Annotated in this window: 18 protein-coding genes; 7 read left to right on the top strand and 11 right to left on the bottom strand. The window is 65.1% G+C overall.

From position 1 onward, the window contains the following. Window positions 1–136: 136 nt before the first annotated feature. From ACWEN3_RS25835 to ACWEN3_RS25815, 5 genes are all read right to left on the bottom strand, one after another. Window positions 137–379: a hypothetical protein gene (locus ACWEN3_RS25835; protein WP_452975437.1), complete on the bottom strand. Its 243-nt coding sequence runs from the start codon at window positions 377–379 to the stop codon at window positions 137–139. A gap of 214 nt (window positions 380–593) precedes the next feature. Further along, window positions 594–1,658 (bottom strand): hypothetical protein, encoded by a 1,065-nt coding sequence (locus ACWEN3_RS25830; RefSeq protein WP_452975434.1) that lies wholly within the window; start codon window positions 1,656–1,658, stop codon window positions 594–596. 43 nt (window positions 1,659–1,701) lie between these two features. Further along, window positions 1,702–2,079 (bottom strand): RRQRL motif-containing zinc-binding protein, encoded by a 378-nt coding sequence (locus tag ACWEN3_RS25825; RefSeq protein WP_452975432.1) that lies wholly within the window; start codon window positions 2,077–2,079, stop codon window positions 1,702–1,704. Then, window positions 2,079–2,408, bottom strand: coding sequence for a hypothetical protein (locus ACWEN3_RS25820; RefSeq protein ID WP_452975429.1), 330 nt, complete (start codon window positions 2,406–2,408; stop codon window positions 2,079–2,081). The genes ACWEN3_RS25825 and ACWEN3_RS25820 overlap by 1 nt, the downstream gene beginning before the upstream one ends. After that, complete coding sequence (locus tag ACWEN3_RS25815; protein ID WP_452975426.1) at window positions 2,405–2,698, bottom strand: hypothetical protein; 294 nt, start codon at window positions 2,696–2,698, stop codon at window positions 2,405–2,407. Before ACWEN3_RS25815 ends, ACWEN3_RS25820 begins: the two co-directional genes overlap by 4 nt. A gap of 571 nt (window positions 2,699–3,269) precedes the next feature. Between ACWEN3_RS25815 and ACWEN3_RS25810 the strand changes: the two genes are divergently transcribed. The 4 genes from ACWEN3_RS25810 to ACWEN3_RS25795 all read left to right on the top strand — a co-directional run bounded on the left by ACWEN3_RS25810 (window position 3,270) and on the right by ACWEN3_RS25795 (window position 6,309). Next, entirely contained in the window at window positions 3,270–3,620 is a 351-nt protein-coding gene (locus tag ACWEN3_RS25810) for a GntR family transcriptional regulator (protein WP_452975441.1), read from the top strand. Between the two features lie 234 nt (window positions 3,621–3,854). Then, window positions 3,855–4,877, top strand: a complete 1,023-nt coding sequence (locus tag ACWEN3_RS25805) for an AAA family ATPase (RefSeq protein ID WP_452975424.1) — start codon at window positions 3,855–3,857, stop codon at window positions 4,875–4,877. After that, window positions 4,874–5,461 carry a guanylate kinase gene (locus tag ACWEN3_RS25800; protein ID WP_452975421.1) on the top strand — a complete coding sequence of 196 codons (588 nt, stop codon included), beginning with the start codon at window positions 4,874–4,876 and terminating at the stop codon, window positions 5,459–5,461. Before ACWEN3_RS25805 ends, ACWEN3_RS25800 begins: the two co-directional genes overlap by 4 nt. Then, a complete protein-coding gene (locus ACWEN3_RS25795; protein WP_452975418.1) occupies window positions 5,458–6,309 on the top strand; it encodes a DUF1932 domain-containing protein in 852 nt (283 codons plus the stop codon). The genes ACWEN3_RS25800 and ACWEN3_RS25795 overlap by 4 nt, the downstream gene beginning before the upstream one ends. On the opposite strand, the gene ACWEN3_RS25790 is transcribed toward ACWEN3_RS25795, so the two are convergent. From ACWEN3_RS25790 to ACWEN3_RS25770, 5 genes are all read right to left on the bottom strand, one after another. Beyond that, window positions 6,306–6,950: an HAD family hydrolase gene (locus ACWEN3_RS25790; protein WP_452975416.1), complete on the bottom strand. Its 645-nt coding sequence runs from the start codon at window positions 6,948–6,950 to the stop codon at window positions 6,306–6,308. The two genes, ACWEN3_RS25795 and ACWEN3_RS25790, sit on opposite strands and share 4 nt — an antisense overlap. A 125-nt stretch (window positions 6,951–7,075) precedes the next feature. Further along, window positions 7,076–8,281, bottom strand: a complete 1,206-nt coding sequence (locus ACWEN3_RS25785; RefSeq protein WP_452975413.1) for a hypothetical protein — start codon at window positions 8,279–8,281, stop codon at window positions 7,076–7,078. Continuing rightward, window positions 8,263–8,781: a DUF4365 domain-containing protein gene (locus ACWEN3_RS25780; RefSeq protein WP_452975439.1), complete on the bottom strand. Its 519-nt coding sequence runs from the start codon at window positions 8,779–8,781 to the stop codon at window positions 8,263–8,265. Before ACWEN3_RS25780 ends, ACWEN3_RS25785 begins: the two co-directional genes overlap by 19 nt. 97 nt (window positions 8,782–8,878) lie before the next feature. Beyond that, window positions 8,879–9,034, bottom strand: a complete 156-nt coding sequence (locus tag ACWEN3_RS25775) for a hypothetical protein (RefSeq protein WP_452975410.1) — start codon at window positions 9,032–9,034, stop codon at window positions 8,879–8,881. Window positions 9,035–9,282: 248 nt separating this feature from the next. After that, window positions 9,283–9,909, bottom strand: coding sequence for a hypothetical protein (locus tag ACWEN3_RS25770; protein WP_452975407.1), 627 nt, complete (start codon window positions 9,907–9,909; stop codon window positions 9,283–9,285). A 427-nt stretch (window positions 9,910–10,336) separates the two neighbouring features. Between ACWEN3_RS25770 and ACWEN3_RS25765 the strand changes: the two genes are divergently transcribed. Next, window positions 10,337–10,846: a hypothetical protein gene (locus tag ACWEN3_RS25765; protein WP_452975404.1), complete on the top strand. Its 510-nt coding sequence runs from the start codon at window positions 10,337–10,339 to the stop codon at window positions 10,844–10,846. A gap of 22 nt (window positions 10,847–10,868) precedes the next feature. Then, a complete protein-coding gene (locus ACWEN3_RS25760; RefSeq protein WP_452975401.1) occupies window positions 10,869–11,150 on the top strand; it encodes a NaeI family type II restriction endonuclease in 282 nt (93 codons plus the stop codon). Between the two features lie 124 nt (window positions 11,151–11,274). Here ACWEN3_RS25760 and ACWEN3_RS25755 read toward each other — a convergent pair whose 3' ends face one another. Next, window positions 11,275–12,963, bottom strand: a complete 1,689-nt coding sequence (locus tag ACWEN3_RS25755) for an HNH endonuclease (protein ID WP_452975398.1) — start codon at window positions 12,961–12,963, stop codon at window positions 11,275–11,277. Between the two features lie 597 nt (window positions 12,964–13,560). On the opposite strand from ACWEN3_RS25755, the gene ACWEN3_RS25750 reads away from it, so the two are divergent. Continuing rightward, window positions 13,561–13,710, top strand: a complete 150-nt coding sequence (locus ACWEN3_RS25750) for a hypothetical protein (RefSeq protein WP_452975396.1) — start codon at window positions 13,561–13,563, stop codon at window positions 13,708–13,710. The last annotated feature ends 319 nt before the right edge of the window (window positions 13,711–14,029 follow it).

Below are 14,029 nucleotides of genomic sequence, written 5' to 3'. Positions count from 1 at the left end.
GCAGCCTCGACGGCTACCGGCTCGGTGCTGAGTTCCGTCATGCTGATAGCCACTCCTTCAGGGAGGACAGCAGAGGCCCGGACGCCATGCCGACCAAAGCGCGCGTCCGGGCCTCTGTGCTGTAAGAAAGCGTCGGTCAGAGCTGGTTGGACTCCAGAGCGAAGAACCCGACCGAGGCTCCGTTCAGGTCGGGGTCCTGGCCGGTGACGGCCTGGTAGATGGACAGGTAGGCGTCCTGGCGGGTACTGCCGGGCGGAGGCGTGAACGTGCCCTCCTGCGTGACGGACAGCCAGCCCGGCTTCTCCAGGGTGATGACGAAGTGATGCGTGCCCTGCCCCTGCTGAGCGCGGCCGGTGTCGGTGGCGGTCTGCGTGGTCACGGTCGATCTCCTGCGGGTCGGTTCGGGCCGCGATGTGGGCGGCCGTCGGTATGGCGGGACAAGCTCGCCGGGTCTGCGCGCCGGGTCTGCGAGGGTGCCGCTAGCCCGGGGCTCACCGGGTCTGCTTCACTGGTGCTCGACTGCTTCCGGCAGTCGCAACGACGGCCAGCCCACTTTCACTGGGCTGGCCGTCATTGGTGGTGCCGGACGCCGGTCAGGCGTCGGATTCCTCGTGGGACATCAGCGAGCCCCATGCCTTGCGCACGCGCTGCTCCCCGCCGACGAACCCGCCCTCACGGAACCCGGTCACGGCCTGGCGGTAGGACAGCGGCGGGTCGTCGCTGTAGCGCAGGTGCCGCAGCACGACGACGAGCTGAGCATCGGTCAGCGCCTCCCCGGGGTGCGGAGTGGGCACACCGGCCACGGCCGCGATCTCCTCCAGCGTCACGGGCGGTGTGACGGGCGGCGTCACGGGCGTGACGGCCCCGGCCGGAACCGTCTCGAACTCGGCCGTGACCTGCGTGTCTTCCTCCGTCACGGCAGGCGTGACGGCCGTGACGCCTCCCTCGTCCACGGCCTCGACGGCGGGCGGCTCGGGAGCGGCCGCCACGTCGGGGGTTTCGGGCGTGACGGGCAGGGCGAACATGCCCGCCAGCGCGGCATCCGCGCCGGCCGTCATCCGCTCGCGCTGTACGTCGACCAGGTTCGCCCCGAGGAGTGCATCACCCGTGCCGACCTTCTTCGCGAGCTTCCACGACTTCAGCTCCGAGTCCCTGCGGGCGTCCTCTTCCGGGTGGTTCGCGGCGCGGGCCCGGTGGTAGGCGAGCTTCTGCACGACCGCCGCATTGCGGCGCTGCGCTTCGGCGTCCACCCCTGTGCGGTAGACCACGATCCGGCGGGCCAGCAGGCCCATGCCCTCAGCGGCCACGCACATGGCCATCGGGGTGAAGGCGAACACCACCGACTCCGTGCCCGTCGGCGCGATCGCGGCGCCGGTCAGGGACGCCACCGCTGGCAGGGTCCACAGACCCAGCCGCACGGCCGCCGGGGAGGACTGGCCCAGCATGGTCAGGCCCACCAGGGTCAGGGCCAGGACCAGCGTCGCGCCCTCGCCCGCGGCGACCACACCGAGCGCGGTGGCCGACCGGTGGAACACGCTGGTGATGTTGCTGTAGGTGCCCCACGCGCCCAGACCGCCGAAGGCGACCATGGGCAGCGCCGTGGCGCCCAGTACGAGTGTCTGGCCCCAGCTCAGGGACCGTTCCGGGGGATGCTTCACTGCTTGTCTCCTTGTCGGGAGGATGACCGTCTGACCAGGCCGGTCAGGCGGCGCGCTGGTCGTCGGGGTAGGCGCACGGGACGCACAACCCGAGAGTTGTGGGGATGACGTATCCGGCATCCCGACGACACTGCGGGCAGGTTCGGCGGGCGCGCATCGCGCACTGAAGCGCCCGGTGCTTCGCTTCGGTCATCGGCCGTACCGGCTTGGCCTTATCGAGCCGGTAGAGGTAGGCGACCAGCGGCCCGCGCCGGCAGCGAGGGCGGAGTACCTGCGCGGCGACCGGCTGACCGCCGGGGCGCAGGCCACGCGCCCGCAACTGCCGCCGGGTCGCCAGGCCGTCCGGGGCCAGGCGCCATGGGTAGGTGGGGATGCCGTGCCGGGCGCCGCTCGGGTCGAAGCACTTGCCCAGCGCCGCCATCAGGCCGCAGCTCCGGCCAGTGCCGGGGCGGGCACGTCGGCGTAGGCGACCAGCTTCACCGTGGCGCCCGCGTACTGACCGAACGCGAGCAGGACGCGCGTGCGACCCCCGCTCTGCGTGCTGTGCGTCACGGCGTCCGGGGCGATGCCCAGTGCGTCGCGCCACGCCTCGAAGTCCGCCAGGTCGCCGTGGAACGACAACTCCAGCCGGTCAGGCCAGATGGTGCTCACCCCGACGGTCGGGGCTGCGAGGTGCCCAAAGTCCGCAGCGAGCAGGCGCAGCGCCCGCAGCGGCACGGACAAGCCGTCCAGCGTCAGGCCCTCGTTCATGCCGCGACCCCCTTGCGGGCCACGCGGCGGCGGGCGGGGCGGACCAGCGGGACCACGTTGAACAGGTCCGGGTGGTCCTCGACGACCCGCGCGGCCAGGCGGATCAGGCCGTCGGGCAGGTCGCTGAACTGGGGGTCGGAGAGGATGTCACGAGCCGCGTCCAGACGGGCCGCGCGTTCCTCGCCGCTCTCGCCCTCGACCCCGAGCCACAGCTCAACCGGTGTACCCAGCGCCAATTCCGCGAACTCCGCGTCGGTGACGGCCTCATGACCAGCAACGATGTACTTCATGGGCTTCTCTCCTCAGGTGGAGCGGCCCGAACAGCAGCCCGCCGGGGAGCGCCCCAGAGAGCCGCGAGCCGCTGTGCGTCGGCGTCTCGTGCAGTACGAGCGCTCACGGCCACCCGGCACTCACCGCCGCGACGGCGCCGGTGTCGGGGACCGTGAGCACTGGTGCTCAGCGCAGGCCCGTACGGCCCACGGAAAGTGCTGCGGTGTCAGATCACGCAATGCCGTCACCGCCCCGAAGGGCGGATCTGGGCAGGTCACCCGGCCCGACATGGGCGGTCGGGGTGGTGACCCGCACCCATCGACCACCCGTGTGCGGGTGGCTGGGCCGGCACTCTGTTGAGTTCTTCGCAGCGCTGGTCCCGGGCCTAGCTTCCGGGTGCTGTTTGTGCAGGTCAGGCAGGTCGATCGACCACGCCATCTCCTCGGCGGGGTCACTTTCGGCTCTGCCTCAGAGTGCACTGTGAGACAGAGTGAGTCAAGTGCCTGCCCGGAATGAGGGCAGTGGGCACTGGCTCTACCTCTGAGGCACGGGCACTATGAGGCAGAGACTGAGAAGAGACTTGGGGTGCAGATGGTCGAGTGGACCGGCAAGTTCGCCTATCAGCAGGTAGCCGATGACCTGCGGCGGCGCATCGCGGATGGCGAATTCGCCGAGACCGGACAGCTTCCCTCGCTTGCGCAGATCCAGAAGCGCTACGAGGTCACGGTGACCGTGGCCCGCGCCGCCATCCGGCAACTGACGACGGATGGTCTCGCGGTGAGCCACCAGGGCAAGGGTGCATTCCTGACGCCCGACGCTGGCCGGGCCGCACAGCTCGCCGATCCAGTCGGGATCATGACGGAGCTGCGTGAGGAAGTGGAGAAGTTGCGCACCGAAGTCGGGGAGCTGCGCCAGCGGGTCGCGACGCTCGAAGGAAGCTGAGCTTCGAGCGAGCAGGGGCAGGGGCTGAGCGGCCGCGGTGTGTGGCATGTGCACCTCCTCGTTCGGTGTGTGCACTAGTTCACAGCTGCGGCGCGAAAACCTGTATCACGTATCACTACCTGAGAAATTCTCGGCTCTTTTGCACATCCGCTTATACATGCTCTATCACGACGTTCCACGGGCCTACTCGGACCGCTACACTCGCGGCTCCGAGTAGCTATCTAGGAGGGGCAGATGGCTCGGCAGCACCCGGATTGGAACCCCGAACTTCTTCGCAAGCATCGCGAACAGATCGGGCTCACCCTGGAAGATACGGGGGAGAAGCTCCGTGAAATCGCGGAGCGGCACGGCTTCAACATTGCCGCGAACTTCCAGACAATCTGGGGCCACGAGAAAGGGTCGGTATACCCGGGGCCGCATTACCGGCGGGCCTACTGCCGACTCTATCGGCGCAATGAAGCGCAACTTGGCTTCCGTCGAGCCTTGCCCGGAGAGGATGCCCCCGTGGAGTCCGCCGCCGTACAGCTCCCCACCCCGCGAGTACAGACACACGACGAACAGCCGCAAGCCGTACGGCAGGCGCTCAGCAGCATTCGAGAAGGTACGGGTGACGTCGACAGTGAGGCATTCCGCAACCGCGTAGTTGATGCATGGCGACGCCGTACGAGCGGCGCCGCCACCGATGGCCCCACGGTCGTGCTGGTCGGCGGGTTCGCCGGTTCCGGGAAGTCCGAGTTTGCCAAGTTCCTCGGTGGCCTGACTGGGTGGCCGATCCTCGACAAGGATTCTTTGACGCGCCCACTGGTCGACCAGCTTTTGATTGCACTCGGAGGTGAGGCGCACGACCGGAGTTCCGACCTCTATCGCGAAAAAGTTCGTCCCCTCGAATATCGTTGCCTCATGGAAGCAGCTTGGGACAACGTGGATTGTGGAATTTCCACCATCCTTGACGCACCGTTCGTCTCGGAGTTTTCGCAATCCGATTGGATGCTGCGATTCCAGAACCGCTGCCGCTCAAAGCGAGTCTCTGTCGCGACCATCTGGGTCGAATGCGATCCAGAGTCCATGCGCGAGTACATCGAGTTTCGTGGCGCCGCCCGCGACGCATGGAAGATGGAGGCGTGGGACGAATACCTCTCGTCGCTCAATCTGGAGCTGCGTCCCCAGGGCCCGCACTTCGTCGTTGACAACCGCCTTGGCGCGGCAGTTGCCCTGGTCGACGAAGCGCGCGACGTGCTGAGTGGCGGTGGGCTGTGACGCCGTCCGGCGTGATCCTGTACGGCCCTCCGGGATCCGGTAAGGACACCGTCACTCACGAACTGTGTCGACTCCGGCCGGAGTTCGCGCTCTTCGAGCGGCTTAAGGCTGGTCCCGGACGCACGACCGGATACCGGCTCACGACCGTCGACCACATCGACGCGTTGTCGCGCGCGGGAGAACTGCTCTACCGCAACGCACGCTACGAAGCTGAGTACGCCATTGATCGACAGGGTGTCGCGGCTCTGGTCGACGCTAGCCGCATCCCAGTTCTACACATGGGGCAAATCGCTGGCGTCGGAGCGGTGGCTGCCTTTCCCCTGCACTGGGTTCGCGCGCTGCTGTGGTGCCCCCTGGACGTCACGGAGTCGCGTTCCGTCGGCCGCGGGGACAGAGACGTGAAGGCGCGTATGAAGGTGTGGCACGAAACCCGAGAGGATCTGTTGACCCACGAGGCCGTTCCCTGGACCCTCACCCTCCGGACCGACCAGCTCAGCCCCAGCGAATCGGCCGTCGCCATCATCGACGCTCTTACAGGCTCTGCCTCAGCCGAGAGCCGGGACATCCGGGAGCTTGTGGCATGACGACGCTCGGCATCCTTCACCCCGGCAGCATGGGAGCAGCCATCGCCGCTGAGGCACGACGCTCCGGTGCTGAGGTTCTGTGGTGCCCGATCGGACGCAGCGCGACCAGCCAGGCACGGGCGGAGAGATACGGGCTCACACCCGTACGGGCACTGAGCGAAATGGCTGAGCGCGCCGACATCATCCTGAGCCTGTGCCCGCCGGCCGCTGCCGAGGACGTGGCGCGGGACGTCGCGGCGTGCTCGTATGCCCGAATCTACGTCGATGGGAACGCTGTCTCTCCAGCGACGATGGCCAACGTCAGCGCCATCCTGCTCCGCTCTGGGGCGACCGTGGTCGACGGCTCCGTGATCGGATCCCCGCCGTCGGACTCTAAGAGCCCTCGCTTCTACCTCTCGGGTCCGGCCGAAGCTTTGCTGGCAGTCGCCCGGCTCTTCGACGGAAGCGCCGTCCAAGCACGTGCCTTGTCAGGCGGGGTCGGCCAGGCGTCCGCGCTCAAGCTGTCGTACAGCAGCTACCAGAAGGCGAGCCGCGCCCTGGCCGCCGTCGCCTATGCCCTCGCCAGTGACCACGGGGTGGAGGCCGAGCTACTCGACATCACCGCAGGGCGTACGACCAGCTATCTGACAGAGACCACATACTTCCCGAAGGTCGCCGCTCGGTCATGGCGTTGGGGCCCCGAGATGAGGGAAGCGGCGCACGCCCTCGAAGAGGCCGGACTTCCTTCGGACCTGGCTAACGCCGCAGCGGCCGTTATGGAACGGTGGTCGGGCCTCAAGGATGCGTCGCCAGACCTAGCGCTCGTCATGGAAAAGCTGCATACAGGCCCGCACGGCGATCCGAGCTAAACCCTTATCTCTCGCAGCAGCTCGATGGCCTCCGCGACTCGGTGCACCGCAGCGACCGGCTTCTGGAGGCCATCAGGCCATTCACAGCCGTTAGCCACCCAGACCGTCCGTAGGCCCGCTGCCCTTGCCCCATCCATGTCCGTGTCCGGGTTGTCGCCGATCATCCACCCGCCGGCGCTCAGCTCGACGCCACATGCCCTAGCCGCGGCCTCGAAGAGACGACGCTCCGGCTTCCGTACCCCTACCTCCGCCGAGACGCAGATGCCGTCGAAGAGCGGTGCGAGCCGAGTCGTGTCGAGCTTGGCTCGCTGAATGTCCCCCGCCGCGTTCGTTGCGATGCCGAGCGTCCACCCCGAGCGACGCAGCCCTTCGAGCCCTTCCTGAACCCCAGGGAAGGGCCGCACCGACCGAGCCACACCAGCGACGTACTCACGCCAGAGGCTGCTCAGATCATCGCCAAGCTCCAGCACCGTCCGGAGATGTACGAAGTCCGCCGGGTAGGCGCGCTCCCTGAGTCGATCGCATACGACGGACTCCGCAGTCCGGGGCAACCGGCGCGAGCGCACGAAGCTGCGAGCCCAGCCCTCAAGGGCCGCCCTGCGATCGATAAGGGTGTTGTCCAGGTCAAAGAGTGCCAGCACAAGGCGACGCTACGCGAGGACGCGCTGTCGAGGGCCGGCCGGATACGTCGTCAGCACGCACAGAGGGCTGCTACGACTCGGTTGGGAGCTACTTCCTACATGTCCAGACCGGATCAGGTGCACAGTCATCGTTGGGAACGATGGGGACGGAGTTGCACCACCTGGCCTTGGCGGGGTTCGGGGAGCAATGACTCGTCGATTGGCCGACAACTCTCTGGCTGATCCACGACCAACTTCCGTCCCGGCCCCTCTCTCACTGTTCCGCGCACAATCACCGGTCGTCGATCGCGGTGCCAACCGACTGCCTCTTGGTACTGCTCGTAATTCAGACGTACCCGAATTTCGCACGCCCTGGAATTCCTTACCGTCGCCACCGTTACAGTACCGAAGGGTTCATCCTGTACGTGCCGTAGCTCAACTATGCCACCGGAGAAAATGGAATGCGGTTCCATTTTTTTCTCTTTGAGGATTTCGGCAGCACGCCTCACCTTATCGGCTGCTGCTGCCTCTATTTCGACCGTGCTGGGCACTGAGGAAGACGCCTGAACCGCCGGGGCCCACTGAAAGTGGGCCTTGAACTCGGCCACCGACGGTTGCTCAAGAATTTTAGTCAAGGCCGAGCAGAATTCTCGACTCACGCCACGTTCAACGGCAGCATGCAAAGTCCTTGCAGAAGGCAGGCCCTCGGGCTGAACAATAACCTCATTTACGGCTACGAGCGACTGAGCCAGGGTCCGAGTAACCCGGCGAGCGAAAGGTTCCGCCGCAGCACGAAATAGTTCTTCACCTTGAACGTTCGGCAAAGGGGCTTGAGAAGTATCCATTTTAGGCAGAGGTACCAAAACTGGAATCATGAATGGCCCTCGGACCGTATGATCCATGCGCGCCGTTTCCACGACGGCATCGCCCTGCTGGGAATAGTTCCCAGCAATGTTGCTTTTCTCGCTCCAAGCCGTTGTGCCACTCGCCCGTAGAATCGCTTTAGCGTTGGAGATTACGGTGGCTGCCGCGTCGAGCGGGATTGTGTTCGCGAAGTCATCCTTCGCCGCCTGCAACAAAGCCACGTCTGTGCGATAGTAGCGAATGTAGTTCGTGATAAATCGAAGATCTTTCCGTTCCCATCGAGCAATGCGCTCGATGATTCCCTGAACCAGTGCGGCATCTTCCTCATGCATTACAGGGACTGCAATTCGGGCAGCCTGCTTAACCCACATCCGCCCGGCCGGGCCCGGTGGTCGCGGAACCCACCCTTCGGACTCCATAAAGTCCTCTACCTGCGGGAGTGTGGGCGTCCGAGGCTCCGTGATTTCATTTACATCGGCAAGAAGCATTCCTCTACCTCCTTCTCCCAGTCGATGAGAGTCGCGACGGTGAGTCTTTGGCTTTTCGGAACGGTAACATTCTCGCCGGGACCGATTTTGTCTACGCGAGTCCAAAATGCTGCGGCACGGTGATCAGTCCCGGCCCCGTGATGATTGATCCATTCGAACCGATCCCGACGGTCAAGTATCACGAGGATAAAGTAGACGGGAATCCTTGCCGCGTTCCATCGCTCACGCCAGTGAACTTCCGCAGGCCAGGTCGCCCCCCTACCGGCGATCGTGAATTGAGACGTACATTTGATTTGTATCCGTGCCGAAGCCGCGAGGAAGTCAACGTCGCCATCCACAGCCATAGCGTCTTCGTCGGGCGACGTTTCCTTGAAGGGGCAGCCAGCCTGACTGAAGATCGATCGCACATGCGCGACGCCGTACCGTGCCTTGCACGCCTTGTCGCCCAGAACGGTCACCGGTGGGTGAGAGTCGTCTGGGCGCGCCCCCGGGATACTCATGTCCACATACTGACGGATTCTCAGGTCCCGTACCAGAGCGAGGCTTTGACGCTCCGTCGCGACCTGCTGGCTACTCTGTGATCAGTGGCCGCACCATCTAGGTTTTTGTCCAGGTCACGACCCTCATTGGCAGCGGCTCGCCGGATAGAACCTGCGCCACCAACCTCGGGTCGTGACCGCCGATGCCGGCACTCAACGACGCCCGTCGAAGCTGCTCGTTGTCCTGGTCCTTGTCCAGTTCGTCGACGAACACCGTCGTTCGTCGCTGTACGGTCGCCTGCTCTGAGCTGCCGCCCGTACAGCGACGAATCCATCTGGACAGCTGTGTGGACAGTTGGAAAGCGTGTTGGGGGGTACCCCTCACGAGTTCGAATCTGTATCCTTCGCAGCCGCCTGAGCAGGCGAAACGAACGCGCGTCCGGTCTGCTATCTGGTGGTCAATGCGGCGGTGCCACGTGCGATGGGTGGGTGGCTGGCCTCGGTATGGACGGGGTGCCGCTGTCAAACGGCGATGAACAGTTGAGGCAGGGTGACCACGGCCTCCCACGCGGACTTCCGGGCGGCGTGGAGGACCCTTTCCTGTGCGATCTCCTCGTTGAGATCCGCGCGTGCCCTCTCCAGCATTGTGGCTGTTGCGCACTCATGGCCCGACTCCCACCCGCGCTTCGGGGCGGTGCCAGTGCACCTCACACCGTCCTGCTGGAAGGCGAACTCGTCGGACCGACGGCTGATGATCCAGGCTGGCATCTCATGGTTATTGGTGCAGTAGCCAGCCTGCACGATCAGGTCTGTCGTGTCGCTCCAGACGCCGTAGTAGGGAGGCCGGTAGGCGATGATGCGGCTGCGGCGGAGTTCGTCGCCTTTCTGCCAGACGACGTGCCGGTGGTCGGGGCCAGTGGCACAGTCGATCATCTTGCCGGTGAGGATGTCGGCGACCTTCTTCTCAGGGCAGTGGTTGATGTAGCCCCACGGCTGACCTCGCAAAGATCCCTTGTCGTCGATCAGCCGCTCCTCGACGAGCTGTCGGAAAACGGACTGGGTGATCTGCCTCTTACCCAGGGTGAGGGTCTTCACCTCGATCGTGGCGGTGGTGACGGTGACGTTCTGCGGGGTGAGTCGGTCTATCACTGGGTTTCCCTGACGTTCAGATGCCGGGATGGGCAGTCGCCCAGCGACTTGCGCTGTCGCGGTGCGGAGACCATGGCCACTCCTGAGCAATGTGCGGGGATGTCTTGCTCCGCCAGCCTCCCCGGACCAACGGCAGCTCGATGCGATATCCAGATAACTTGGCTGATCTACGACTGCGACTGCCTCTGGGCAGAGCCTGCGGCATCCGATCGGCACGGTATGGGCGGGCCCGTCCGGCTGCTCTACGACCATCCTCTGGCCAGCATGGGCGTGTCCACAGTGCGTCATCGCAGAGTGTTGGTTCGTGACAGCCGAGCGTCGTGCCCCCTGGGAGGGTGGCTGGTATGAGAAGACTTGCGGCTGTGGCGGTCAGAGTCGCTCTGTAAAGGCCTTGACTGTAAGCGCGTCAAGACCTTTACATGTGCTCATGTGGGATGACGATCGCCTTCAGCGAGAAGCGGAGAGCCAGCGCATCAGTGCCGGCGAGCACTACCGGAAGGCTGTTGAGGCCGACAGGCTTGGCAACGCCAAGCAGGCCGAGGCTGAGCGCGAGAGGGCGGCATACGCCACTCGCAGAGCTGAGCTGTATGAGCGCCTTATCGGCCGCTGGACGGGCCCCGGAAGGTACACGGAGGTGCTCTCCATAGACACGGACGAGGCGCTCAAGCTCCTCGACCGCTTCGACAGCCACCCGGTCGGAGAGGTGCTGACACACGCGGAGGGCAACAAGACCGCAGAAGCTGGGCTCAAGACCATCCAAAGCCTGGCGTGCACCTGGGCCTTCGGCAACGAGGTCCGCGCTGGCGCGATGAGAGAAATCGTCCGGATGGTCAAGCGGATTGAGGCTACGGGTGCCGAGGTCAACATCGCCGCCCTCGCCCGCATGACTGGCATCTCCCGACAGACTCTCCACGCCCGCCTGCGCGCCCCTCAGTGACCGGCTCATTGGCCGACAGACCGTGTTGACCGTCGGCCAGCAGGATGACGCGCCGAAACGGGCCCGCGACGCCCGTAAAGCTCTGCGCCCGAAGGGCATCGTCGTGCTAGGCCACCAAGGATCACACCCACACGTCGCCCGTAAGCTCGAATTGCCGGCACCGACCAAGGGCGAGTGGATCTCCACCCGCCTTGTTCCTGTCCCATCTGACGACGCGCGACCGAAGTTCTCACTGGACGGCCAGTTCTGGGGGCGCGCTCGTGGGAAGGAGCTGTTGGATCCTGAGCCCGTTCCAGCTTCCTGACGACCGATGGCCCGCAGGTGTCCCCCGGCAGAGGGCGGTCCACGGAACGCCGCAGGTCGTAAGCGGTGAACGGGGCGCTGTCAAGCGCCTGGCGCTGCCTGAGGGGGCCGACAGGCCCGCGCGGTCACTCGTGGTCTCTGCCGCATAGGGCCCGGTGGTACCGCAGGTGTGCTGCGTTGATTTGGTGAGCGGGGTGCCGTCGCAGTCGGCCTATGGTCGTGCCGTCGGAGGTCATGCGCACGGTGTCGTCGGTGTCGACGTAGATGGCGAGTGCGTCGAACTGCACGTGATGATTCGGGCAGAGGACGAGCAGGTTAGACAGCTTGTCCGGGCCGTGGTGGGGGCGGCCGAGGCCGCGGATGTGGGCTGCTTCGCTGTAGGTGCTGAATCGGGTCGGCAGCTGCAGATCACAAACCTGGCAACGGTCGTCGTGTAGTGCCTTCACCGTGGCCGTCAGTTCGGGATCACGGATGATGCGGGAGAAGGTGACCGTTCGCCGTGAGGCGGGACCTTGTTCCGTCTCTTGCTCCGCCGCGTCATCGGGGATGCCGCTGGCGCTCTCGTAGCCGGCCAGTCCAACCCGCGCCATCAACTCGTGCTGGTCGACGTCAGCGAGGTAGCTCTCCCGCAGGACAGCGACTGCCTGAGAGCGCAGGAAGGAGTCACTTAGCAGGTACGCGGCGCGCTTGTTCAGACCAGCCTCGGGGTTGAGTTGGTCGAGTGTTGAGGGAGAGGGCTCGGCAGATGAATCCAACAGGGGCCCTTTGATGTGCCACAGCTGGCTCGTCTTCAGGCGCCAGAATGGGTACTCAGGAGTCACGGAGGACTCAGGAAGACCGAAGTCGGCAAGTAGACCTCCCACCTCGTCACGAAACTCCCGCCAGGGAGCGAGACGGGGCTTGCCTGCGGCGATCCGAGAGATCCCCCACAGCAAGGACAGGGGCTTGTGCCTGCTCGGGCGGCCGTTCAGTTTATGGACCTTGAGGTTCCTGAGTCTGTCCACGAGCGTGCTCGCGGTCAGCTCTTCCTGCCGCTCGGTTGGTCCAGAGGAGGTCGGGGCTGCGTTGTCCGGCTGACGGGGCGCGGGAAACAACCCCGGTGCGTTGTAGTCAGCCTTCACTGAGCCCGGGGGAGATGCCTGACCTGTTCCAGGGCTTGTGCTCTGTCGTCGCACCTCAGGCAACGCCTGATGACCACGTTCTACCCACTGATGCCAGGCGCGCGGAGCATGCTTGAGCGTGTCGCCGGCCGAGAGCTCGGCGTTGCCCCGGGCCTCGATCCATGCCCAGTCGATCTGATCGCCCTCTGTGCTTAGGTCCAATACCGCCAAGTCATACCTGTAGTTGGGGAAGGGACGCCCCTTGGCCTCCTGCTCGATCTGTTCGACGCTCTCGATGACCGCCACGCCGCAGAACTCGACGTATCCCTTGGGGGTCTTGTTGCGCGAGACCGCTGCAAACAAAAGCAATGGCACGGCCAGTGCACGCTGCTCCGGGGTAGGCGCCTGGTGCTCTGTGAAGGTATCCAGCAACACCGCATTGCCCTGAGTGCTCCCCGCGGGCACGGTGTGGTCGACCCTGTGGTCGCCAAAGTAGGACACGTGACCACGGTCCAGGTTGAACACGTCGTGCCAGGGTGTTTCAGCAGTGCCGGCCTTCCATGGGCTAGATCGGATCAGAATCGCCGGACGGCGTTGCCCGCCCGCCGCCCGCACCTTGGCGACGGGGTTGATGCCCTTGCTCAACTGAATTTGAGCGAGAGTGTGGGAAGCCGTGACGTGGTGGATGTTCCGGTACCCGTCGATGACCGGCAACGAGGGGTCACGGTTCCGGGCGGACCGCAGCACTTCACCGACACGTAGATGGCTTCCCACCGAGAGCCTCCCCCTGACGCCATCGCCCCTACAGGAACGATCTTGTCATGCCCGTAGGTGGGCGGATTGACGGTTTCCGTAACCAGGCTGTCCGCACGGGGTCCTCGTCACCTGGGCCGTCATACGCGCTGCCGGAAACCTTCCGCTGATGCCACTCGGGGTGATGCTTTCAAGCCATCTTGAGTCCTGTGGGCCTTGTGCGATTTGGGTTGTATATCCGATACGCGCATGGCTCGGGGAAGTGTTGGCATATGCCGATGGGTACCATCACGGCGTGCTGGGCATATGCCAACAGCATATGCCCAGCTCAGCACGGTTGAGAATTCTCCAAATGGCGTCACCAATACTGTCGCTGCCAAGCTTTTGCCCGACCACCAATTAGTTCCAGAAGCGTCTTTCGGGAGGCGGCATGGCGTCTGCCCGCTGCTACGTTCCCTGGCTGAGCAGGAGACCCCGCCCCGGGTCCTGCAAGACAAGGGGGCGGGGCCTCCAGTGACCCGCAACTGCGTAAGCGCAGGTCAAACGTAAGGAGCCCCCATGGAACTCAAGGACATCCCTACCGAGCCCGAGCCTAGTGGCCCACCGCCAGCGAAGGCGACCGTCGCAAGCATCGTCGTGGCGGTCGGCACTTTCTTTATGGGTGTTGGCACCCTGCTCAGTGGAATCGCTGATCTCACCCGTCATTGACGTGAGGTGGCGCGGGGCCCCATGCGTGGGCCTCCGTGTGCCGCACGGCGGCTCGTGGGGCACGTTGCGGAAGCGAGCGGCCTGCAAAAGGCTTCCGGCGGCTTGAGTACGCTCCGTAGCCTCGCCGCCCGTTGTGAGAGCGCGGGGCTACGCTGCCGCCGTTGCCGGTGGGTGTCCCTCGTCAACAGGGTGCGGGCCGCCTTCCGCGCGTGATGGAGCAGGCGTGATGCAAACTGAAGTGGGACCCCCGGATCTCTACTCCGGGGGTCTTTGTACTTCTGCAGGATCGTCTTCACGCGGATGGCCGCGTTGTAGTGAT

The organism is Streptomyces sp. NPDC004561, assembly GCF_053602155.1.
The sequence above is the reverse complement of the archived record's forward strand: the minus strand, read 5'-3'. Positions and strand labels throughout refer to the sequence as shown.